Source organism: Streptomyces sp. A1136 (assembly GCF_004795055.1).
In the GTDB taxonomy this organism is placed as follows: Bacteria; Actinomycetota; Actinomycetes; order Streptomycetales; family Streptomycetaceae; genus Streptomyces.
In genome coordinates this window covers 32,745-52,163 of sequence record NZ_SSBJ01000034.1, presented here as the reverse complement: position 1 = coordinate 52,163, position 19,419 = coordinate 32,745, and the positions used below count along the sequence as shown (strand labels likewise).

The 19,419-nt window shown below is 72.6% G+C and carries 19 protein-coding genes; 11 read left to right on the top strand and 8 right to left on the bottom strand.

What is annotated here, in order from left to right; all coding sequences use genetic code 11:
- Positions 1 to 110 precede the first annotated feature (110 nt).
- Positions 111 to 1,466: a hypothetical protein gene (locus E6R62_RS28350; RefSeq protein WP_136216353.1), complete on the top strand. Its 1,356-nt coding sequence runs from the start codon at positions 111 to 113 to the stop codon at positions 1,464 to 1,466.
- A gap of 37 nt (positions 1,467 to 1,503) precedes the next feature.
- Here E6R62_RS28350 and E6R62_RS28345 read toward each other — a convergent pair whose 3' ends face one another.
- Positions 1,504 to 1,899: a VOC family protein gene (locus E6R62_RS28345; protein ID WP_136216329.1), complete on the bottom strand. Its 396-nt coding sequence runs from the start codon at positions 1,897 to 1,899 to the stop codon at positions 1,504 to 1,506.
- A gap of 104 nt (positions 1,900 to 2,003) precedes the next feature.
- Positions 2,004 to 2,894, bottom strand: coding sequence for a neutral zinc metallopeptidase (locus E6R62_RS28340; RefSeq protein ID WP_136216328.1), 891 nt, complete (start codon positions 2,892 to 2,894; stop codon positions 2,004 to 2,006).
- Positions 2,895 to 3,198: 304 nt separating this feature from the next.
- Here E6R62_RS28340 and E6R62_RS28335 point away from each other — a divergent pair, with 304 nt between their 5' ends.
- From E6R62_RS28335 to E6R62_RS28320, 4 genes are all read left to right on the top strand, one after another.
- Positions 3,199 to 4,797, top strand: coding sequence for an ABC-F family ATP-binding cassette domain-containing protein (locus E6R62_RS28335; RefSeq protein ID WP_136216327.1), 1,599 nt, complete (start codon positions 3,199 to 3,201; stop codon positions 4,795 to 4,797).
- Positions 4,798 to 5,168: 371 nt separating this feature from the next.
- Positions 5,169 to 5,390 (top strand): helix-turn-helix domain-containing protein, encoded by a 222-nt coding sequence (locus E6R62_RS28330; RefSeq protein WP_005319113.1) that lies wholly within the window; start codon positions 5,169 to 5,171, stop codon positions 5,388 to 5,390.
- A gap of 119 nt (positions 5,391 to 5,509) precedes the next feature.
- The gene (locus E6R62_RS28325) at positions 5,510 to 6,289 is read left to right on the top strand and encodes an enoyl-CoA hydratase/isomerase family protein (RefSeq protein ID WP_136216326.1); all 780 of its coding nucleotides are present in this window, start codon (positions 5,510 to 5,512) and stop codon (positions 6,287 to 6,289) included.
- Positions 6,290 to 6,322: 33 nt separating this feature from the next.
- On the top strand, positions 6,323 to 6,535 hold the full coding sequence (locus E6R62_RS28320; RefSeq protein ID WP_136216325.1) for a hypothetical protein: 213 nt from the start codon (positions 6,323 to 6,325) through the stop codon (positions 6,533 to 6,535).
- A gap of 78 nt (positions 6,536 to 6,613) precedes the next feature.
- On the opposite strand, the gene E6R62_RS28315 is transcribed toward E6R62_RS28320, so the two are convergent.
- From E6R62_RS28315 to E6R62_RS28295, 5 genes are all read right to left on the bottom strand, one after another.
- Positions 6,614 to 7,369: an SDR family oxidoreductase gene (locus E6R62_RS28315; protein ID WP_136216324.1), complete on the bottom strand. Its 756-nt coding sequence runs from the start codon at positions 7,367 to 7,369 to the stop codon at positions 6,614 to 6,616.
- Positions 7,370 to 7,379: 10 nt separating this feature from the next.
- Positions 7,380 to 8,168, bottom strand: coding sequence for an SURF1 family protein (locus E6R62_RS28310; RefSeq protein ID WP_136216323.1), 789 nt, complete (start codon positions 8,166 to 8,168; stop codon positions 7,380 to 7,382).
- Between the two features lie 51 nt (positions 8,169 to 8,219).
- Positions 8,220 to 8,477, bottom strand: coding sequence for a hypothetical protein (locus E6R62_RS28305; protein ID WP_136216322.1), 258 nt, complete (start codon positions 8,475 to 8,477; stop codon positions 8,220 to 8,222).
- A gap of 64 nt (positions 8,478 to 8,541) precedes the next feature.
- Positions 8,542 to 9,519: a DEDDh family exonuclease gene (locus E6R62_RS28300; RefSeq protein ID WP_136216321.1), complete on the bottom strand. Its 978-nt coding sequence runs from the start codon at positions 9,517 to 9,519 to the stop codon at positions 8,542 to 8,544.
- Positions 9,520 to 9,586: 67 nt separating this feature from the next.
- On the bottom strand, positions 9,587 to 10,222 hold the full coding sequence (locus tag E6R62_RS28295) for a TetR/AcrR family transcriptional regulator (RefSeq protein ID WP_136216352.1): 636 nt from the start codon (positions 10,220 to 10,222) through the stop codon (positions 9,587 to 9,589).
- 133 nt (positions 10,223 to 10,355) lie between these two features.
- On the opposite strand from E6R62_RS28295, the gene E6R62_RS28290 reads away from it, so the two are divergent.
- From E6R62_RS28290 to E6R62_RS28275, 4 genes are read left to right on the top strand one after another with little or no spacing between them, the layout of a single operon-like run.
- Positions 10,356 to 11,153, top strand: coding sequence for an acetoacetate decarboxylase family protein (locus E6R62_RS28290; RefSeq protein WP_136216320.1), 798 nt, complete (start codon positions 10,356 to 10,358; stop codon positions 11,151 to 11,153).
- 1 nt (position 11,154) lies between these two features.
- Positions 11,155 to 12,039, top strand: coding sequence for an SDR family NAD(P)-dependent oxidoreductase (locus tag E6R62_RS28285; RefSeq protein WP_136216319.1), 885 nt, complete (start codon positions 11,155 to 11,157; stop codon positions 12,037 to 12,039).
- Positions 12,040 to 12,057: 18 nt separating this feature from the next.
- Positions 12,058 to 13,344 carry an amidohydrolase family protein gene (locus tag E6R62_RS28280; protein WP_136216318.1) on the top strand — a complete coding sequence of 429 codons (1,287 nt, stop codon included), beginning with the start codon at positions 12,058 to 12,060 and terminating at the stop codon, positions 13,342 to 13,344.
- Positions 13,341 to 14,561 (top strand): amidohydrolase family protein, encoded by a 1,221-nt coding sequence (locus E6R62_RS28275; protein WP_136216317.1) that lies wholly within the window; start codon positions 13,341 to 13,343, stop codon positions 14,559 to 14,561. Before E6R62_RS28280 ends, E6R62_RS28275 begins: the two co-directional genes overlap by 4 nt.
- A gap of 24 nt (positions 14,562 to 14,585) precedes the next feature.
- Here the strand turns inward: E6R62_RS28275 and E6R62_RS28270 are convergent, their stop codons facing one another.
- Positions 14,586 to 17,687 (bottom strand): NACHT domain-containing NTPase, encoded by a 3,102-nt coding sequence (locus tag E6R62_RS28270; RefSeq protein WP_136216316.1) that lies wholly within the window; start codon positions 17,685 to 17,687, stop codon positions 14,586 to 14,588.
- Between the two features lie 114 nt (positions 17,688 to 17,801).
- Here E6R62_RS28270 and E6R62_RS28265 point away from each other — a divergent pair, with 114 nt between their 5' ends.
- The gene (locus tag E6R62_RS28265) at positions 17,802 to 18,680 is read left to right on the top strand and encodes a sterol desaturase family protein (protein WP_136216315.1); all 879 of its coding nucleotides are present in this window, start codon (positions 17,802 to 17,804) and stop codon (positions 18,678 to 18,680) included.
- A 62-nt stretch (positions 18,681 to 18,742) separates the two neighbouring features.
- The gene (locus tag E6R62_RS28260) at positions 18,743 to 19,390 is read left to right on the top strand and encodes a lysoplasmalogenase (RefSeq protein WP_240801960.1); all 648 of its coding nucleotides are present in this window, start codon (positions 18,743 to 18,745) and stop codon (positions 19,388 to 19,390) included.
- Positions 19,391 to 19,419 lie beyond the last annotated feature (29 nt).

Here is a 19,419-nt window from a genome sequence, read left to right as displayed (position 1 = left end):
TGACGGGCGAGACTGCTTCCGTGACGTCCCGAAAGCCTGATGAGCAGTTGGCTCGCGACTCCAGACTCCGACTCGTCTCCCCGCGCTCCGTCGCCGCGGCCCGTAAGGCGGTGACCGACCGGCGGACGCGAACCACCCCCCGGCCCCCGGCGGGCACCCCCGCGACGGCCGATCTGGCGAACCGGGCCCGGGCCTCACTGGCCGACGCGGTACGGCTGGCCCGCTGGGCCGAGCGGCACCTCGGGGCCGGCGACGGAGGCAGGCCCGCCCCGGCGGGCGCGTTGCCCGCCACCGACGTCGAACGGGCCGCCGAGGACCTGCGCCTGACCCACGGCCAGATCCGGGTCGGCTGGGACCGGGCCCGCCTCTCCGGCCTGGTCGAGGTGCACGGCGGCCATGCCCGGCCCGGCTGGCGGCTGCGCGCCTGGGACCGCGACGACACCGCCGTCCTGCGCGGCTGGGTCGCCCTGTTCGACGCCTGGTCGCTCGTCCACCCGGCCCCCGCCGACATCGCCCCCGCCGCCGTCGCCGAGGTCGTCGAGGCCATGCCCCAACTCCTGTCCCTGCTCCAGCTGTCCGCGGGCCCGGTGACCGTCCCGGACCTGCTGGACCTGCTCGGCCAGCGGGTGACCGAACTGCGCGACGAGCGCTGCGAGGTCCCGTACGCCGCCTCCACCGCGGACCCCTCGGCCGCGGATCCCGCCGCCGAGGACCCCGCCACCGCCGGGGCATCCGCGCCCCCCGTCCCCCTCGCCCGCCTGTTGCGCTGGGCGCTCGGCGGCCTCGCCGCCGTGGACGCCGTCACCCTCGGACCCGCCCGGGCCACCCTCACCCCGCTCGGCAGTTGGGCCGTCTGGGTCAAGCTGGAGCAGATCTGCGTGGCCGCGCAGAGCCCGGCGGGGAACATCGAGCAGTCCGCCGCCGCCATGCTGCGCGGCTGCGCCCGGCTCACCCCCGGGCCCGCGCGCGCCGAGTACCGGGCCTGGCTCGCCGCCCGGCCCGTCGGACACGCCGTCAGCGAACTGCTGCAGGCCGCCCGGGGCGAGGACGCCCTGCTGCGCGGCCTCGCCTTCGAGGCCCTGCGCGTGGTCGGCGCCCCCGCCGAACCCGACGTACGCGCGGCCGTGCGCGATCCGGCGCTGCGCCCCTACGCCCTGCTCTGGCTCGCCGAACACGACGGGGTGGACCCCGACGAGGCGCAGGACGTCCTGACCGCCGAGGAGTCGACCTGGCTCTGGGTGGACACCGCGGCGGCCATCGCGGACCACGGAGAGGCCGAACTGCTCGCCCGTCACCTCGACTCGGCCGTGCGCACCACCGTGCCCCGGCTGCTGGACGAGGTCCGCGCGGTCGGCCACCCCCGCACCGTCCAGGTCCTGGTCGCCCTGGCCGCCGCCCACCCCGACCCGGCCCTGGCCAAGGCGGTCCGCCGGGCCGCGTTCCAGGTCCACACCGGCGGGGCGTAGCACCGCGCGGGCTCGGGGCACGTACGCACCGCCGGCGTCAAACCTGCGGCGCGTACGTCCCGAAGCTCCAGATGTTGCCCTCGGCGTCGCGGGCCATGTAGTCCCGCGAGCCGTAGTCCTGGTCGGTCGGCTCCATCACGATCTCCACGCCGTGCTCCGCCGCGCGGCGGTGGTGCGCGTCCACGTCGTCCACCACGACATAGACCCCGACCGGGCCGCCGTCCGCCATCGCCTTGTCGAAGACCCCGCCGCGGCCCTTGCTGCCGAGCATCACCGCGCCGTTCCCGTACGACAGCTCCGCGTGCATCACGGAGCCGCTCTCCCCCTCGTACACGGCGACCTGGGTGAACCCGAAGGCCTCGGTCAACTGCCGGATCGCGGCCTTTGCGTCGCGGTAGAGCAGCGTCGGAACGATGGACGGAACACCTGCCATGACGATCACTCCCTCTCGTGCGGTGCGCGTGTGCGGATCTGCGGCCCGTGACCGGCCGTACGGTCATGTGACCCGCACCACAGCATGGCAGGCGGCGCCGACAGTCAGCGGAAGGTGTCGCACTGGGCCATGTCGCCGGTCCGGTAGCCCTGGTAGAACCACTGCCGGCGCTGCTGCGCCGAGCCGTGCGTCCAGGTCTCCGGGGTCACCCGTCCCTGGAACTTCTCCTGGATCCGGTCGTCGCCCACCGCGGCCGCCGCGTCGAGACCGTCCTGGATGTCCTGGTCGGTGAGGCTGGTGATCAGCGGGCGACCGGTGGACTCGTCCGGGGTCCTGGTCGCGTTGTGGGCCCACACCCCCGCGTAACAGTCGGCCTGGAGCTCCACCCTCACCGAGTTGCTGTCGGCGCCCGCCCGTCCGTCCTGGGACTTGCGGAGCGTGCCCGTCAGGTTCTGGATGTGGTGCCCGTACTCGTGGGCGACCACGTACGCCTGGGCGAAGGGGCCGCCGTTCGCGCCGAACTTCGTCCGCAGTTCCTGGAAGAAGCCCAGGTCGAGATAGACCTTCCGGTCACCGGGGCAGTAGAAGGGGCCGACCGCCGAGGTGGCCGCGCCGCAGGCGGTGTCCACCTGGCCGGTGAAGAAGACCGTCGAGGCGGGGACGTACCGGGCGCCCCGGCGCCCGAACTCCTGCCGCCAGTAGTCCTGCGTGCTGTTCGTCACGGCGACGAGCCGGCAGTCCTCGCGGGTGTTGGCGTCGTGGCCGGTCCGGCAGGTCTGCTGCACCTGGGCGGCGGACGAGGGGCTCGTCACCGGCCGGGGGCTCCCGCCCGACAGCCCGAGCTGGTCCGGTCCCACCCCCAGCAGCAGCCCCAGGACCAGGGCGATCAGACCGACGAGCCCCCCGCCGATCGTGGCCCTGCCGCCCGGGACGCGGCTGCCGCGCTGGTCCGAGACCTCCGACGTGTCCAGATCGGCGTCGTCGTCGAACTGCATGCCGCACCGCCCTCGCTCCCACCTGACCGCACTCGCGGCGACCGTCAACGTCCTCGCCCTGATACGTGCCCCGGAAGACGCGGGAGATCCGTGCGCCGAACGGAGGACCGGGCGCGGACCCCTACCGGGCCGGACGACGCCCGGCCGGTGCCCGGCGGCGGGACGGGAAGCCGACCGGGCGCCCCGAAAAGTGGTTGCGCGCCCCCGGTAGAATGTCCTCATGGCAAATCTCCTCGCGGATTAGCGGCGTCGAAGCGCGCGTCCTGCCCCCCTTCCGCCGTCCCCACCGCCCTGGAGTATTTCCGTGATCACCGCCACCGGCATCGAGCTGCGCGCCGGCGCCCGCGTCCTCATCGAGTCCGCTTCCTTCCGTGTCGCCAAGGGCGACCGCATCGGCCTGGTCGGCCGCAACGGAGCGGGCAAGACCACCCTCACCAAGTGCCTCGCGGGCGAGGGCCAGCCCGCCGCCGGCTCCATCACCCGTTCGGGCGAGGTCGGCTACCTGCCGCAGGACCCGCGCACCGGCGACCTCGACGTACTCGCCCGCGACCGGATCCTCTCCGCGCGCGGGCTCGACGTACTGATCAAGAAGATGCGCATGAACGAGGAGCGCATCGCCACCGGCTCCGGCGGCACCCGTGACAAGGCGATGAAGCAGTACGAGCGTCAGGAGACGGAGTTCCTGACCAAGGGCGGGTACGCCGCCGAGGCGGAGGCCGCCACCATCTCGGCCGCCCTCGGCCTGCCCGACCGGGTGCTCGGCCAGCCGCTGCACACCCTCTCCGGCGGTCAGCGCCGCCGCGTCGAGCTCGCCCGGATCCTCTTCTCGGACGCCGACACCCTGCTCCTCGACGAGCCCACCAACCACCTCGACGCCGACTCGATCGTCTGGCTGCGCGACTACCTCAAGAACTACCGCGGCGGATTCATCGTGATCTCCCACGATGTCGACCTGGTCGAGACCGTCGTCAACAAGGTGTTCTACCTGGACGCCAACCGCGCCCAGATCGACGTCTACAACATGGGCTGGAAGCTCTACCAGCAGCAGCGCGAGGCCGACGAGAAGCGTCGCAAGCGCGAGCGCCAGAACGCCGAGAAGAAGGCCGCGGCCCTCAACTCGCAGGCCGACAAGATGCGCGCCAAGGCGACCAAGACGGTCGCCGCGCAGAACATGGCCAAGCGGGCCGAGCGGCTGTTGTCCGGCCTGGAGGCCGTCCGGGTCTCCGACAAGGTCGCCAAGCTGCGCTTCCCGGACCCGGCGCCCTGCGGCAAGACCCCGCTGACCGCGGAGGGCCTGTCCAAGTCGTACGGCTCGCTGGAGATCTTCACCGATGTCGACCTGGCCATCGACAAGGGCTCGCGCGTCGTCATCCTCGGTCTCAACGGCGCCGGCAAGACCACCCTGCTGCGGCTGCTCTCGGGCACCGAGAAGCCGGACACGGGCACCGTGACCCCCGGCCACGGCCTCAAGCTCGGGTACTACGCGCAGGAGCACGAGACGCTCGACCCGGAGCGCACGGTGCTGGAGAACATGCGCTCCTCCGCGCCCGACCTGGACCTCGTCGCCGTCCGCAAGACGCTCGGCTCCTTCCTGTTCTCCGGGGACGACGTGGACAAGCCGGCGGGCGTCCTGTCCGGCGGTGAGAAGACCCGTCTGGCCCTGGCCACGCTGGTCGTCTCCTCCGCGAACGTCCTGCTGCTCGACGAGCCCACCAACAACCTCGACCCGGCCAGCCGCGAGGAGATCCTGGGCGCGCTGCGCACGTACAAGGGCGCCGTCATCCTCGTCACGCACGACGAGGGCGCGGTGGAGGCCCTGGAACCGGAGCGGATCATCCTGCTGCCGGACGGCGTGGAGGACCTGTGGGGCCCGGACTACCGGGACCTCGTGGCGCTCGCCTGAGTCCCGAGGACCCCGGCGGACCCCGCGCGAGGTTGATCCAGTTGCTTATGGATCATTCGGCTCACGTGTGATCCATCATCTGAGTGAGGCGGTCTCATACCGTCGCACCGACACGACGGCCCCGGCCGTACCCGCGCGGGTACGCGACCGGGGCCCGTCCACTTTCCGGCGTCCGGGCCCTGACCTGGTGATTTCTTGCGCACAGGGGGAAGTGTGACGGAGGTCATGCGGCGGAAAGGGAGATTCCGTCCCGCTCTCGTGTCCACTCCGCGAGAAATGCCGCCGTACCGACCTTGCTGAATGGGTGGCCAGGATCGCGGGGAGGGGTGATCATGAGAAGTCCAGAGCGCACTTCCCATGAGGAGGCACGGGTGGCCGAGACTCTGAAGAAGGGCAGCCGGGTAACCGGCGCCGCGCGCGACAAGCTCGCGGCAGACCTGAAGAAGAAGTACGACTCCGGTGCGAGTATCCGGGCGCTGGCCGAGGAGACCGGCCGGTCCTACGGATTCGTCCACCGGATGCTCAGCGAGTCCGGAGTCGTGCTGCGCGGTCGCGGCGGCGCGACGCGCGGCAAGAAGGCGGCCTCGGCCTGACCCTGGCCGTCACGGACGGTTCTTCGGTGGCCCCCGGTCGGTTGTTTGGCCGACCGGGTGGTTACTGTGCAGTCACTTAGGCCGGGATTGCCGGCCGACTGCACACCGGAGGCACCGAGATGGCTCTGCTCGACAAGGACGGCGTACGGCTCACCGTGGACGACACGGTCGCCACGGTGACATTGACCAATCCGGCCAAGCGAAACGCTCAGTCCCCCGCGCTCTGGCGGGCTTTGGCGGAGGCCGGACGGTCGTTGCCGGGGAGCGTCCGGGTCGTCGTACTGCGCGGCGAAGGCAAGTCCTTCTCCGCCGGCCTCGACCGCCAGGCGTTCACGCCCGAGGGGTTCGAGGGTGAGCCGTCCTTCCTCGATCTCGCGCGCGGTTCGGACGAACTGCTCGACAGCACCATCGCCGAGTACCAGGAGGCGTTCACCTGGTGGCGGCGCAACGACATCATCTCCGTCGCCGCCGTGCAGGGGCACGCGATCGGCGCCGGCTTCCAGCTCGCGCTCGCGTGCGACCTTCGGGTGGTCGCGGACGATGTGCAGTTCGCCATGCGCGAGACCAGCCTCGGCCTGGTTCCCGACCTGACCGGAACCCAGCCGCTGACCTCGCTGGTGGGATACGCCCGTGCGCTCGAAATCTGCGCCACGGGCCGCTTCGTGCATGCCGAAGAGGCCGAACGGGTGGGACTCGCGAACCTCGTCGTCCCGGTGGACGAGCTCGACGCGGCCGTCCAGGACCTCGCCACGGCCCTGCTGGCCCCGCCGCGCGACGCGGTCATCGAGACGAAGGCACTGCTGCGCGGGGCGGTGTCCCGCCCGTACGACGAGCAGCGCGGCGCCGAGCGGGCCGCGCAGGCCCGGCGACTGCGCGACCTGGCCGGCCTCTCGGACTGACCGCCCCGGCCCGCCGCCCACCCCTCCGACCGGGTGGCCGGGTGCCGGGTCGCCCTGCGGGGGCGGCGGGACGCGCCCGCCCTGCGGGTGCACCTGGAACTGGAACCGCACGCCGTCCCCTCGGACACCCTGGCCGCCCTGGCGGGCCCGGTCCTGGAGCACGCCCGCGCCTCGACGGGGCTGACCCCGCTGCCCGCCGGGGCCCGCCTCGCGGTCACCTCCCACCCTGCGAGCCGGGTCACCTGACGGTCACCCCGCAAGGGTCCGGGAGCGCCGGGCCCGGCGCTCCCCCGGGCCCGGGTCGGGCCCGGGGGAGCGGTGGGGTCAGAAGCCGTGGCGGGCGCCGCCGTCGACGGGGAGCATGACGCCCGTCAGATACGACGCCGCCGGGGAGAGGAAGAACGCCGCCGTGCGGCCGAACTCCTCCGGCGTGCCGTAGCGCCGCAGCGGGATGCGCGATTCGTTCGCCGCGCGGGCGGCCGCCGCGTCACCGGACAGGCCGTCCAGCTCCCGCACCCGGTCCGTGTCGATGCGCGAGGGCAGCAGCCCGATGACCCGGATGCCCCGCGGGCCCAGGTCCACCGACAGGGACTTGGCGAAACCGGCGAGGCCCGGGCGCAGGCCGTTGGAGATGGTCAGGCCGGGGATCGGTTCGTGGACCGAGCCCGACAGCACGAAGCCGATGACCCCGCCCTCGCCCAGCTCGGCCGCCGCCGCCCGGGCCAGCCGGACCGCGCCCAGGAAGACCGACTCGAAGGCGGCCGTCCACTGCTCGTCCGTGTTGTCGGCCGCCGCGCCCGGAGCCGGGCCGCCGACGCTGATGAGGATGCCGTCGAGGCGGCCGAAGCGTTCCACGGCCGTCGCGACGAGCCGCGAGGCCGCCCCGGGGTCGGAGTTGTCCGCCCCGACGCCCACCGCGTCCGGGCCCAGTGAGGCGGCGGCGGCGTCCGCGCGCTCCTGGTCCCGGCCGGTGACGACCAGCTTCGCGCCCTCGGCGGCCAGTTCGCGCGCGGAGGCGTGACCGAGGCCGCGGGTGGCCCCGGTGACGATGTAGACACGGTCCTTCAATCCAAGATCCATGCCGGACACGCTACGCCGCGGCGGTCGCCATCTCCGATGCGGCCTTCGCCGCCGCCTCGTCGCGGTCCCGCTTCTCCCGGCGCACCAGGATCACCCACCCGACCGGCACGGCCGCGGCGAACAGCCACCACTGCACGGCGTACGCCATGTGCGGGCCGATCGAGTCGTGGTCGGGCTCGGCGACCGGCTCCGGGCTGCCGCCCGCGGGGACCGGCGCGGTGAGCTCCAGGTAGCCGCCGAGTACGGGCCTGCCCAGGTACGCCGCCTGCTGGGCGCTGTTGACCAGCATCACCTGGCGTTCCGGCAGGCCCTTGCGGTCCTTGATGCCGCTGTCGCCGCTCGTCTCGTCGGCCTTGAGCCGCCCGGTGACCGTCACCTCGCCCGTGGGCGCGGCCGGAACCGGCGGATACGCGCCGGAGTCCTCACCGCTCGGCACCCAACCGCGGTTGACGAGCACCACCCGGCCGTCGTCCAGCACCAGCGGGGTCACCACCTGGAAGCCGACCTTGCCGTCGTTCGAGGTCCGCATCCGTACGACCACCTCGTGCGCGGAGTCGTAGGTACCGGTGGCGGAGACCGCGCGCCAGTAGTCGGTCCTCGGGACGGTGTGTCCCGGTGAGGTGAGCTCGCTCACCGGGCGCGGCTTCCCGTACAGGTTCCGGGCGATCAGCTCGTTCTGCGCGACCCGGTGCTCGTGGCGGTGGTACTGCCAGAACCCCAGCTTGATCATCGCGGGGATGAGGGCGAGGGTGATGAGGGTGAGGCACACCCACTGCCGGGTCAGCACAAAGCGGTACACGCCCACGACGGTACCCCCACCCGCGCCGGCCCCGGTCGCCGGGTGGCGCCATCAGGACGCGCCGGCCGCGCTGCCCACCTTGTCGACGATCCCGGCCTTGCCCTCGGCGCGGGCGCAGTGCGCCCCGCAGTACCAGTGGCCGTCCGCCTCGACGCCCTGTCCGATGATCTGCACGCGGCAGTGTTCGCAGATGGGCGCCATCCGGTGGATGGCGCAGGAGAAGGAGTCGAACACGTGTCGAGCCCCGTCCTGGGTCTCCACGTAGAACGCCAGGTCGTAATCGTTTCCGCATACTTCGCAACGGGCCATGCGCCACAGGGTGGGACCGGACGGGCGGCTCGCGGAAGAGGGCGCGTGGCGAGTCGCGCGAGGGTCACCCGTCTGCCGGAGCCACGTCCCGCAGGAGTTGGGTGAAGGCGGCCTCGTCGACCACGGGCGTCCCGAAGGACTTCGCCTTGACGGTCTTCGAGGTCGCCGAGTCCGGGTCGTTGGTGACCAGGAGGCTGGTGAGCCGCGACACACTCGTCGCGACGTGCAGTCCCGCCTCGACCGCCCGGTCCTCCAGGAGGTCCCGGTCGACGGAGGTGTCCCCGGAGAACGCGATCCGCATGCCTTGCTTGAGCGGCTTGCCGTCCTCGAACCGGCCCGGGTTGGGGTGCGGGCACGGGGGCCGCTTGCGGGAGGGCCGCCAGCTCGTCGCGCCGAAGGGGCCCTGGTAGCCGACGCGCGGCGCGGCCGGCGAGTCCGACCACTCCGTCAACGGGCGGCATTCCAGCAGGGGCAGCCGGACGCCGTCCCGGGCGGCGGCGTGCAGTGAGGGACGGAAGGCCTCGGCCAGGACGCGGGCGTCGTCGAGCGCGTGGTGGGCGCGCTGCTGGACGACGCCGAAGTGCGCGGCGAGGGACTCCAGCTTGTGGTTGGGCAGCGGGAGGTTCAGCTCCTTCGACAGCGCGATGGTGCACAGCCGCTGACGGACCGGCGCCGCCGCGGCGGCCCGGGCGTACTCCCGGGCGATCATCTGCCAGTCGAAGATGGCGTTGTGCGCGACCAGCACCCGGTCCGCGAGGCGGTCGGCGAACTCCTCTGCGATGTCCTCGAAGAGCGGTGCGTCCTGAAGCATGTCGCTGGTCAGGCCGTGGATCCACACGGGCCCGGGGTCCCGGCGCGGGTTGACCAGGGTGTACCAGTGGTCCTCCACGTTGCCCTGAGCGTCGAGCCGGTAGACGGCGGCGGAGACTATCCGGTCGTCGCGCGCGAGCCCGGTGGTCTCCACGTCGACGACCGAGTACCCCTGGGGGTAGGCGGTCGGCCACTTCGTCTCTGCGGTCGTTCGGTCGTCGAGCATGGTCACAGAGGATATCGGCCCCCGCTGACACCCGTGTCCCGATGGGGGAGGGCCGGCCGGCGGAACCGGGGGGTCAGCCGGGGCCCGGGGGGTCGGGCGCCAGCAGCGCCCGCGTCAATGCCCTTACGGAGAGCAGGAACAGCCGTTCCGGGTCGGGCGGCCGGGTCAGGGCGCGCGAGAGCGCCGGGTCGTCCGGTGCCGCCGCCGGGTCCCAGAGCTCGCCCTCGGCGGGGGATTGGGCGGGGGAGCGTTCGCGATTGCGTTCCACGAGCAGGAAGCCCACGATCTGGAACTGGACGGCGCGCACCGCGTCGGCGGCCCGGGCCCCCCGCAGTCCGGCGCAGTGGACCTCGCGCACGAGGGCCTGCTGGGCGGGCAGGAACATCCGCTCGGTCAGCCCCCGTTCGTGGACCATCGCGATCAGGTGCGGCCGTTCGCGCAGTTCCCGCCGCAGCAGCCGGGCCACGGAGACGATCCGCTCGGCCGGGGTGCGGCCCGACGGTCTGATCTCGCCCATCTCCCGCACGGTCCGCTCCACGAGGGCGTCGAGCAGCGATTCCCGGTTGCCGACGTGCCAGTAGATGGAGGTCACGGCCGTACCGAGTTCCGTGGCGAGCGCCCGCATGGTGAGCGCCGCGGGGCCGCCCTGCCTGACCAGGGACGCGGCCGCGTCCAGCACCTCCTCGCGGGTCAGCGGGCTTCGCGCCATGGGTACGCCGCCGATCTGTCGGTCCGTCAGTTCCCCCGGTCGGGGGTCTTTACCCTTCATCGTCGGCGGTGTAACTGTGTTACAGAGCCTGCGGTCCGGGACGAGGACGACCCCAGTGAAGGGTGGTACACCCATGGCACGCGTACGGTACGGAGCGCGCACGGACGCCGAGATCGCGGCGTCCCGCGAGAAGAGCGCCCGACTGCCCGACATCTGGTCGACGGGTGTGGTGGCGGTCTGGGAGAGCGACCCGGAGGTGGTCGCGGCGGTCCTGCCGCCCCCGCTGAAGCCCGCCGAACGTCCCCTGGTGCGGGCCAACATCAGCAAGGTCGACCTGCCCGGATATCCGCTCGGCGCCGGCTCGGTGGCCGTCGCCGCCCGCCACGGCGACATCGACGGCTGGTACCCGCTGGTCATGCCGATGACCCACGAGCGCGCGTTGATCGGCGGCCGGGAGGTGTTCGGCGAACCGAAGAAGCTGGGCGAGGTCACCGTCGAGCGCGACGGCCTGGTCGTACGGGCCTCGCTCGCCCGCCACGGCATCGCCTTCGTCGAGGTGCGCGGGGCCGTCGACGGAGCCCTGCCCCTGCCCGGACCCACCACCAAAACCGACTTCTACTTCAAGTTCCTGCCCGGCGTCGAGGGCTCGGGCCTCGAATCCGACCCGGTGCTCGTGCACTGCACGCGCAACGAGAAGGTCCGCCGGCTGGAGCACCTCACCGGCGACGTGGTGCTGCGCGAGTCGATGTTCGACCCGGTGGCCGATCTCCCCGTACGCCGCGTCGTGGAACTCACCATCGGCGAGAAGACCACCGACCAGAAGGGTCGCGTCGCCGAACGCGTCAGCGCCCGGGACCTGCTCCCGTACATCCACCAGCGGTACGACGACCCGCTCCAGATCCTCGACGGGCCGCCCGAGGGGAGCGTGTGAGATGCGCCTCGAACCGGGACAGGTCGCCGTCGTCACCGGCGCGGCCGGTGGCATCGGGCTCGCCATGGCCCGCCGCTTCGCCGCCGAGGGACTGAAGGTCGTCCTCGCCGACGTCGAGGAGGACGCCCTGCGCGAGGCGACCGCCGAACTCTCGGCCGACGGCGCCGAGGTACTGGGCAGGCGGGTCGACGTCAGCGAACGCGACTCGGTCCTCGCCCTCGCGGACGCCGCCTACGACGCCTTCGGAGCCGTCCACGTCCTGTGCAACAACGCGGGCGTCGGCTCCGGCGCCGAGGGGCGGATGTGGGAGCACGAGCCCAACGACTGGAAATGGGCCTTCTCCGTCAACGTCTGGGGCGTCTTCCACGGCATCCAGGCCTTCGTCCCCCGCATGATCGCGAGCGGCGCCCCCGGCCATGTCGTCAACACCAGCTCCGGCGACGGCGGAATCGCCCCGCTGCCCACCGCCTCCGTGTACGCCGTCACCAAAGCCGCCGTGGTCACCATGACCGAGTCGCTCTACGCCCACCTCAAGGCCGAGGGCGCGGACGTCGGCGCCTCCGTCCTCTTCCCCGGACCGCACATGCTGCGCACCGGCCTGTGGGAGTCGCACCGCAACCGGCCCGACCGCTACGCCAAGCAGCGGCCGCGCAAGACGCCGTACCGCAGCCTCGACCAGTACGAGGCCGCGATGAAGCAGGCCGGCCACGAGGTGCGGTTCACCCCCGTCGAGGACGTCGCCGCGCACGTGATCGACGGCATCCGCGCCGACCGGTTCTGGATGCTCCCGGAGAGCGAGCACAGCGACCGGCAGATCCGCGCCCGTGCGCGGTCGATGCTCGACCGCGCCAACCCCGCCTACCTCGAAAGCTTCGTCCTCGACTGAGGAACAGAGGAGCCTGCCGTGAACGCGTACGAAGACCCGTACCTGATCATCTCCTCCGACTGCCACGCGGGACTGCCGACCGAGCGCTACCGCCCGTACCTCGACTCCCGATTCCACTCCCGGTTCGACGAGTTCCTCGGGCAGCAGGGCGCCCGCCGTGAGGAGGCCACCCGGCTCGGCGTCCGCAACGAGGCCTTCGCCGACAAGTGGTTCCACGACCACGAGGAGGGCCTCCGGGGCGGCTGGGACGTCGGACAGCGCCTGAAGGAACTCGATGGCGACGGGGTCGCCGCGGAAGTCGTCTTCCCCGACGCGGACGCCGTCGACAGCCGGACCGCCGCCCCCTTCGGGGTCGGCCTCGGCCTCTCCGGCGACCAGGACCCCGAACTGGGCATGGCCGGCGCCCGGGCCCACAACCGCTGGCTGGCCGAGTTCGTCTCCGAACACCCCGAACGGCACTGCGGGGTCGCCCTGCTCCCCATCACCGGCGAGCCGACGGAGGTCGTCGCGGAGATCCACCGGGCGAAGGAGTCCGGGCTCGGCGCGCTGATGATCCCCTCCATGTGGGTGGACCGGGCGCCCTACCACGACCGCCGCTACGACCCGATCTGGGCGGCGGCGGCCGAGACCTCGATGCCGGTCGTCACCCACTCCGGGGCCGCGCCCCGCCACGAGTACGGGGACCACCTCGGCATCTACGTCTCCGAGGTCACCTGGTGGCCGGCCCGCCCCCTGTGGTTTCTCCTGTGGTCGGGGGTCTTCGAGCGCCACCCGGGGCTCAGGTTCGGTGTCGCGGAGTCGGGCTGCTGGTGGCTGCCCAACCAGCTGTGGTTCATGGACCGGCTCTACCTCGGCGCGCACGGGGGCAAGAAGCTCTCCCCATTCGCGGAACTGAAACGGCCCCCGAGCGAGTACCTGGACCGCCAGGTCTTCATCTGTGCCACGAACACCAAGCGGCGCGAACTGGCCCAGCGCTACGAGATCGGCGTGGACAACATCCTGTGGGGCTCCGACTTCCCGCACCCCGAGGGCACCTGGCCCGAAACCCGCGACTGGCTGCGGAGGACCTTCCACGACGTCCCGGTCGGCGAGACCCGCCGGATGCTGGGCCTCGCGGCGGCCGACGTCTTCGGCTTCGACACCGCGAAGCTGGCCCCCCTCGCCCGGCGGATCGGCCCGACCCCGGCGGAACTCGGGCAGAGCGCCGACCAGGCGTCGGTGGAAGCCTCCTGGGCCGGCTCACGGGAGGTGGGTCGGCACTGGCTGACCGGCCACGACTTCCCGACGCTGGGGGTCTCGTCATGACGGGGGACCGCTACACGGTCATCTCGGCGGACTGCCACGCGGGAGCGGACCTGCTCGACTACAAGCCGTACCTGGAGAAGCGGTTCCACGACGAGTTCGACGCGTGGGCCGCCGCCTACGTCAACCCGTACGAGGACCTCCTGGCGGACAGCGCGGACCGCAACTGGAACTCGGCCCGACGCCTGTCCGAGCTCGAAGCGGACGGCATCGTCGCGGAGGTCGTCTTCCCCAACACCATCCCGCCGTTCTTCCCGAGCGCGGCCCTGATGGCGCCCCCGCCGACGGCGGCCGAGTTCACCCTGCGCTGGGCGGGGCTGCGGGCCCACAACCGCTGGCTGGCGGACTTCTGCGCGGACGCCCCGGGCCGCCGGGCGGGCGTGGTCCAGATCCTGCTGAACGACGTCGAGGAGGCGGTCGAGGAGATCCGTCGCACGAAGGAGGCCGGCCTGACGGGCGGTGTCCTGCTCCCCGGCGCCCCTCCAGGCTCCGGCGTCCCGGAGCTCTACTCCACGGCCTACGACCCGATCTGGGCGGTGTGCGACGAGCTGGACGTCCCGGTCAACCACCACGGCGGCTCGGCGTCCCCGCCCTTGGGCGACGAGCCCGCCGCCCGGGCGGTGTTCATGGTGGAGACCACTTGGTTCTCGCACCGGGCCCTGTGGCACCTGGTGTTCGGCGGGGCCTTCCGCCGCCACCCCGGCCTCAAGCTGGTCCTGACGGAGCAGGGTTCCGGCTGGATACCGGGCGTCCTGGACATGCTGGACTACTACCACGCCCGTCTGGTCGCCGCCTCGGCGACGGCGGAGGCCAAGTTCGGCGCGGGCCTCGCGGAGTCGATGGGCAAGGGCCCCGGCGAGGTGTGGCGGGACAACTGCTTCGTGGGAGCCAGCTTCATGCGCCCCCACGAGGTCCCGCTGAGGGAGCGGATCGGCCTCGACAAGATCATGTGGGGCAGCGACTACCCCCACGACGAGGGCACCGCCCCCTTCTCGCGCGAGGGCCTGCGCATCGCCTACGCGGGCCTGCCGAAGGAGGAGGTCGCCGCCATGGTCGGCGGCAACGCGGCCCGTGTCTACGGCTTCGACCTGTCCCGGCTGGACGCGGTGGCCGCCACCTGCGGTCCCCTCGTCTCGGAGATCGCGCGGCCCCTGACCGAGATCCCGCCCGAGGCGACGAGCCCGGCCTTCGCCCGCGGCGGCTCGGTGCGCGTCTGGTGAGAGCGGGCCACCCGTCGGAGCGGCTCAGTTGACGTAGACGAGCCGCTCCGGCGCGATCAGCTCGGCGCCGGTGAAGGCGGACCTGCGGTCCACCTCGATCCGCAGCCGGTGCAGCCCGGCCAGCGGGGCGAGGTCGACGACGCCGGCGGATTCGACGATCCGCAACCGCTTCAGCTCGGGCAGGTCCACCAGCGGCCCCAGACCCCCGGGGAACCCGCAGCGCAGCAACATCAGCTCGGTCAGCCGCCGGTAGGGGGCCAGCACACCCAGGTCCACCGACACCGTGTGCCGGATCTGGAGCGAGGTCAGACCGGTGAGCGGCTGCCTTTTCGCCAACTGACCGTACTGCCGCTCCCCGGCGATGGTGAGGTCGCGTATCGCAGGCCAGCCCTCCAGCCCGTCGAGGGTCAGGCCGCGGGCGCCCTGCCACAAGGTGAGCTTCACCAGTCCTTCGGCCGCGGGGACGTCCCCGATGGTCCGCTCCTTCGGCTCGAACCCGATCACCAGCGACCGCAGGGTCGGGATGCCGGCGAGCGGCGCCAGCGACAGCCCGTCGGGGACGTAGCCGAAGGCCAGGCTCTCCGGGGTCAGTCCGCCGATCGGCTCGATGCCGGACAGGCGCGGGCAGTCGAAGACCCCGAGGTGTTCCAGCGCGCGGTGTCCGTCGAGGGCCGCCAGGTCCCTCAGCTGTGGATTGCGCTGCATGACCAGCCACCGCAGGTCCCGCCGGGCGGTGATCTCCGGTGGCAGCGGCCCGTCCCAGGTGAGGTGCACCCGGTGGACGTGCGACAGCCCGCGGAAGGCCCTCAGCTGCTCGGGGGTGCGGATGTGCAGGTGGGCGACGTTCAGCGAGGCGCCGGCCAGGACCGCGTCCGCGTAGTCCCCGGTGGGGAAGCGGCCCCAGGACTCGGACAGCTCGTGGCCCACCTCGTAGCGGTCGTCGCGCCGGAAACCGGCGATCACCTGGAGCGCCCGGTCGCCACCGATCAGCGCGGCCGTGCGCACGGTCGCCGCGGCCTCCTCCTCGCTGAGGTCCACCGGCTCCGGGAGCAGCTCCAGCACCAGCTCGCCCGCCTTGGCCAGTTCCTCGGCCTGGGCCGCGCTGTGCGGCGGCAGCAGGCGCGCCGTGCGCGACTGCACCTCGGCCCGTACCTGCGGATCGAGCTCGGGCGCGTGCTCAAGACAGGCCGCGGCCAGCAGCACCAGCCGGCTGCGGTCCCGCTTCACCTTGTCCGCGCGCCGCAGCAACCGGGTGAGCATGCGGGCGCGTTCGTCGGGGCGGGCGTGACCGACGGCCATCCGGACCACGTCGTCCCAGGCGTCCTCGTGGGCGTTGCCGATCAGCACGCCGAAGTCGCGGGACTCCACCGCGGCTTTGGCGCCCAGGTAGTCCTGGAAGGTGCGGTGCACGAAGTGCACGGAGCCCGGAACGGGTTCGCGCAGCAGCCCGCTGCGGATCAACAGGTGCTTGAACACCCGCTCGGTGCTGCCCTGCGCCCGCACCTGCGGCATGGCGTCGAGCCACTCGTCCAGCATCTCCACGACGTCGTCGCGGGCCGCCTCCACCTGCCCGTTGCGGATCAGCCAGTACGCCAGCCGCTGGAGGAGCGCCGTCTGCTCGTCCCGGCTGAGGTAGACCCCTTCGACCCCCGATATGTCCCGCTCGGTGTCGCGGCGGACCAGCAGCATGTCCAGCGCCGCGTCGTACAGCTCCTTGCGGGCGCGGGGCAGCTGCATCCGCCGGTCCCGGTTCAGCGCGCACAGCAGCGCGCACATCAGCGGGTTCGTCGCCAGCCGCCCGAGGTCGCGCCGAGCGCCCACCGACTGGATCAGGGTCCGCTCGAAGGTGTCGAGCTGCGCCCGTTCCTCGGCGGAGTCGCACTCCTCGCGGGCGGAGTCGTGCCAGTGCGTGATGAACGCCCTCACGTCGTCCCGCTCCATCGACACCAGCGACAGCGGGGCGAAGCCCTGTCCCTTGAGCCAGTCCTCCGGCACCGCGGACGGGCGCGTGGTGACGACGTAACGCGCCTTGGGGAAGGCCGCGATCAGCGAGCGCAACCAGGCCTCGGTGCGGTTCCGCAGCCGTTGGGGCACCTCGTCGACCCCGTCCACCAGCACCAGGGCCCGGCCGCTCGCCAGGAGGCCCTCGGTCCAGCCGGCCGGAGCGGTCAACGGCACGCCGGAGGCGCGGAGCCAGTCCTCGGGGACGGGCAGGGCCTCGGAGGCGTGGAAGGAGCGCAGCCGAAGGACGAAGGGGACCAGGGTGTTCCAGTGGGCGGGCCGGCGCCGGAAGCTCTGGCGGGCCGCGTTCAGTGCCAGCCACTGGACCAGGGTGGACTTGCCGGAGCCGGCCGGGCCGCGCAGCAGCACCCGGTCCGAGCCCGCGATCGCCCGCTCGGCCTCGACCGTGGTCCGGTGGGAGCCCGGCTCCTCCAGGAACGGGTCGCCGGTCACCGCCAGGCTGATGTACGCCAGGTCCAGCGGCCATTCCCGGCGGCCCTGGCTGAGCGTCAGCCCGTAGAGCTGGAGGCGACCGTGGGCCTCGGCGATGTACTGGGTGTACTGCTGCTCGAAGTGGGCCTGCCTGGCGCCGGGTAGCTCCGCCGATTCCCCCGACTGCCGCACCGCGCGTTCCAGTCGACCGGTCCGGCGGATCAACTCCAGGTCGGCGTGGGGCCCGAAGTTGGGGAGGGTGGTGGCGTACTCGACCACGTGGAGGCAACACAGGGCGGCCAGCCGCAGGTAGAGGGCCTCGGCCGGTTCGCTGAGGCCCGGTGGGGGCGGGGGCAGGGACGCGGCCAGGGTCGCCGGGTCCAGGTCCACGGCGAAGAGCGCCTCCAGCCCCAGCGGCCCCAGCGAGGCGAAGGAGTCGGCGACCGCGTCCAGGGCGGCCAGCCGTTCGTGGTCGGGCAGTCCCGCGGCCGCCTCGCCCAGGCGGGCGGCCAGCGCGGTGGTCAGCGTCCGAATCTCCGTGTCGCCCAGTTCCGCCGGGCGGCGCCACCGCGCGGCCGGGGCAGCCGGGTCGGGCGTCGTGCCCGCCCCCGGGGCGCGCGTGAGGAGCGCCTTCGTCAGCGTGCTCGCCGCCGTGCCCGCCACCCGTAAGAGAACTGCCTCGAACCCGGTCACACGGCCCTCCCCTGCCTGGCCGACCAGTATGAGGGGTACCCGGGGTAACCCGGCCGGATACCGATCGGTAACAACCTCTAGCGGCGTCCCCGGGAGCGCCTCTATGGTGCGGGCATGCCGAACCTGCCCGATGTCGTGCTGTGGTCCATACCCGCCTTCGTGCTGCTCACCGTCATCGAGGTGGTGAGCTACCGACTCCATCCCGACGAGGACGCCACCGGGTACGACACGAAGGACGCGGTCACGAGCGTCACCATGGGGCTCGGCAGCATCGGGTTCGACCTGCTGTGGAAGATCCCGGTCGTCGCGGTCTTCACTGCGGTCTACGAACTGACCCCGCTGCGCGTGCCCTTCCTGTGGTGGACCGCCCTGCTGATGCTGCTCGCCCAGGACTTCCTCTACTACTGGCAGCACCGGCTCCACCACGTCATCCGCATCCTCTGGGCCTGTCACGTGGTCCACCACAGCAGCCGCAGGTTCAACCTCACCACGGCCCTGCGCCAGCCCTGGACCAGCGCGACCACCTGGTGGTTCTACCTGCCGATGGTCGCCCTCGGCGTCCACCCGGCCGCGATCCCCTTCTGCTACGGGATCAACCTCCTCTACCAGTTCTGGGTCCACACCGAGCGCATCGGAAAGCTGCCGCGGGCCTACGAGTACGTCTTCAACACCCCCTCGCACCACCGCGTCCACCACGCCTCCCAGGGCGGCTACCTCGACCGCAACTTCGGCGGCATCCTGATCGTCTGGGACCGGATGTTCGGGTCCTGGGTGGGGGAGACGGAGCGTCCCGTCTACGGGCTCACCAAGAACATCGACACCCACAACCCGCTTCGCGTCGCCACCCACGAATACGCCGCCATCGCCCGCGACGTCCGGGCCGCCCGCACCTGGCGCGAGCGGGCCGGACGGGTCTTCCGGGGCCCCGGCTGGCAGCCCGCCCCCGCGACCGCCGCCGAGCCCGCCAAGGCCCCGGCGGAGCAGGCCGCGTGAGCGCCACCGAGCCCCGCACGCCCTCCTGGGCGCGCCCGGTACCCGAGGACACCCGCGGCCGGGTGCTGCTCGTCGCGTTCGCCGCCGCCTGCGCGCTCGACCTCGCCGCGCTGCTCGCCGGCCTGCGCCTCGGCCACGTCCTCGCCAAACCACTGCTGATGCCGTTGCTCGTCGCGTACGTGGTCAGCCGCCGCCCCGCGGGCGCGGGAGGCGCCTCGGGGGCCCCGCGCCTGCTGATCGCGGCCCTCTTGTTCGGGTGGGGCGGGGACCTGGCGCTGCTCTTCGACGCCCCCGCCGCCTTCCTGATCGGCATGGGCTCCTTCGCCGCCGGGCACGTCTGCTACCTCCTGCTCTTCGGCAGGGGCAGGACGCACCCCGCGATCGGGGGCGCGTACGCCGCCGCGCTCGTCGGTACCGTCGCGCTGCTCTGGGGCGACCTCCCGGTCGGACTGCGGGTGCCCGTCGCCGGGTACAGCCTGCTGCTCACCGCGATGGCCTACCGCTCCGGTGCCCTCGGGACGCGTGCGGCGATCGGCGGGGCGCTGTTCCTGCTCTCCGACACCCTCATCGCCACAGGCGTCGCCGAGTGGCCGCAGCCGCCCCGGCCGGACTTCTGGATCATGGTCACGTACCTCGCGGCCCAGTACCTGCTGGCCACGGGGGCGCTCGCCCCCCGGCAGGCGTACGGTAGGTCAGTCATACAAGACTGAACCAATCCCCACCGGAGGGCTGCACCACC

Excerpts from the sequence above, each read along its gene's own strand:
- E6R62_RS28345 (WP_136216329.1), bottom strand. The coding sequence starts at position 1,899 with ATGGCAGGTGTTCCGTCCATCGTTCCGACGCTGCTCTACCGCGACGCA.
- E6R62_RS28340 (WP_136216328.1), bottom strand. The coding sequence starts at position 2,894 with ATGCAGTTCGACGACGACGCCGATCTGGACACGTCGGAGGTCTCGGAC.
- E6R62_RS28325 (WP_136216326.1), top strand. The coding sequence starts at position 5,510 with ATGGCTCTGCTCGACAAGGACGGCGTACGGCTCACCGTGGACGACACG.
- E6R62_RS28315 (WP_136216324.1), bottom strand. The coding sequence starts at position 7,369 with ATGGATCTTGGATTGAAGGACCGTGTCTACATCGTCACCGGGGCCACC.
- E6R62_RS28305 (WP_136216322.1), bottom strand. The coding sequence starts at position 8,477 with ATGGCCCGTTGCGAAGTATGCGGAAACGATTACGACCTGGCGTTCTAC.
- E6R62_RS28295 (WP_136216352.1), bottom strand. The coding sequence starts at position 10,222 with ATGGCGCGAAGCCCGCTGACCCGCGAGGAGGTGCTGGACGCGGCCGCG.
- E6R62_RS28290 (WP_136216320.1), top strand. The coding sequence starts at position 10,356 with ATGGCACGCGTACGGTACGGAGCGCGCACGGACGCCGAGATCGCGGCG.
- E6R62_RS28285 (WP_136216319.1), top strand. The coding sequence starts at position 11,155 with ATGCGCCTCGAACCGGGACAGGTCGCCGTCGTCACCGGCGCGGCCGGT.
- E6R62_RS28275 (WP_136216317.1), top strand. The coding sequence starts at position 13,341 with ATGACGGGGGACCGCTACACGGTCATCTCGGCGGACTGCCACGCGGGA.
- E6R62_RS28265 (WP_136216315.1), top strand. The coding sequence starts at position 17,802 with ATGCCGAACCTGCCCGATGTCGTGCTGTGGTCCATACCCGCCTTCGTG.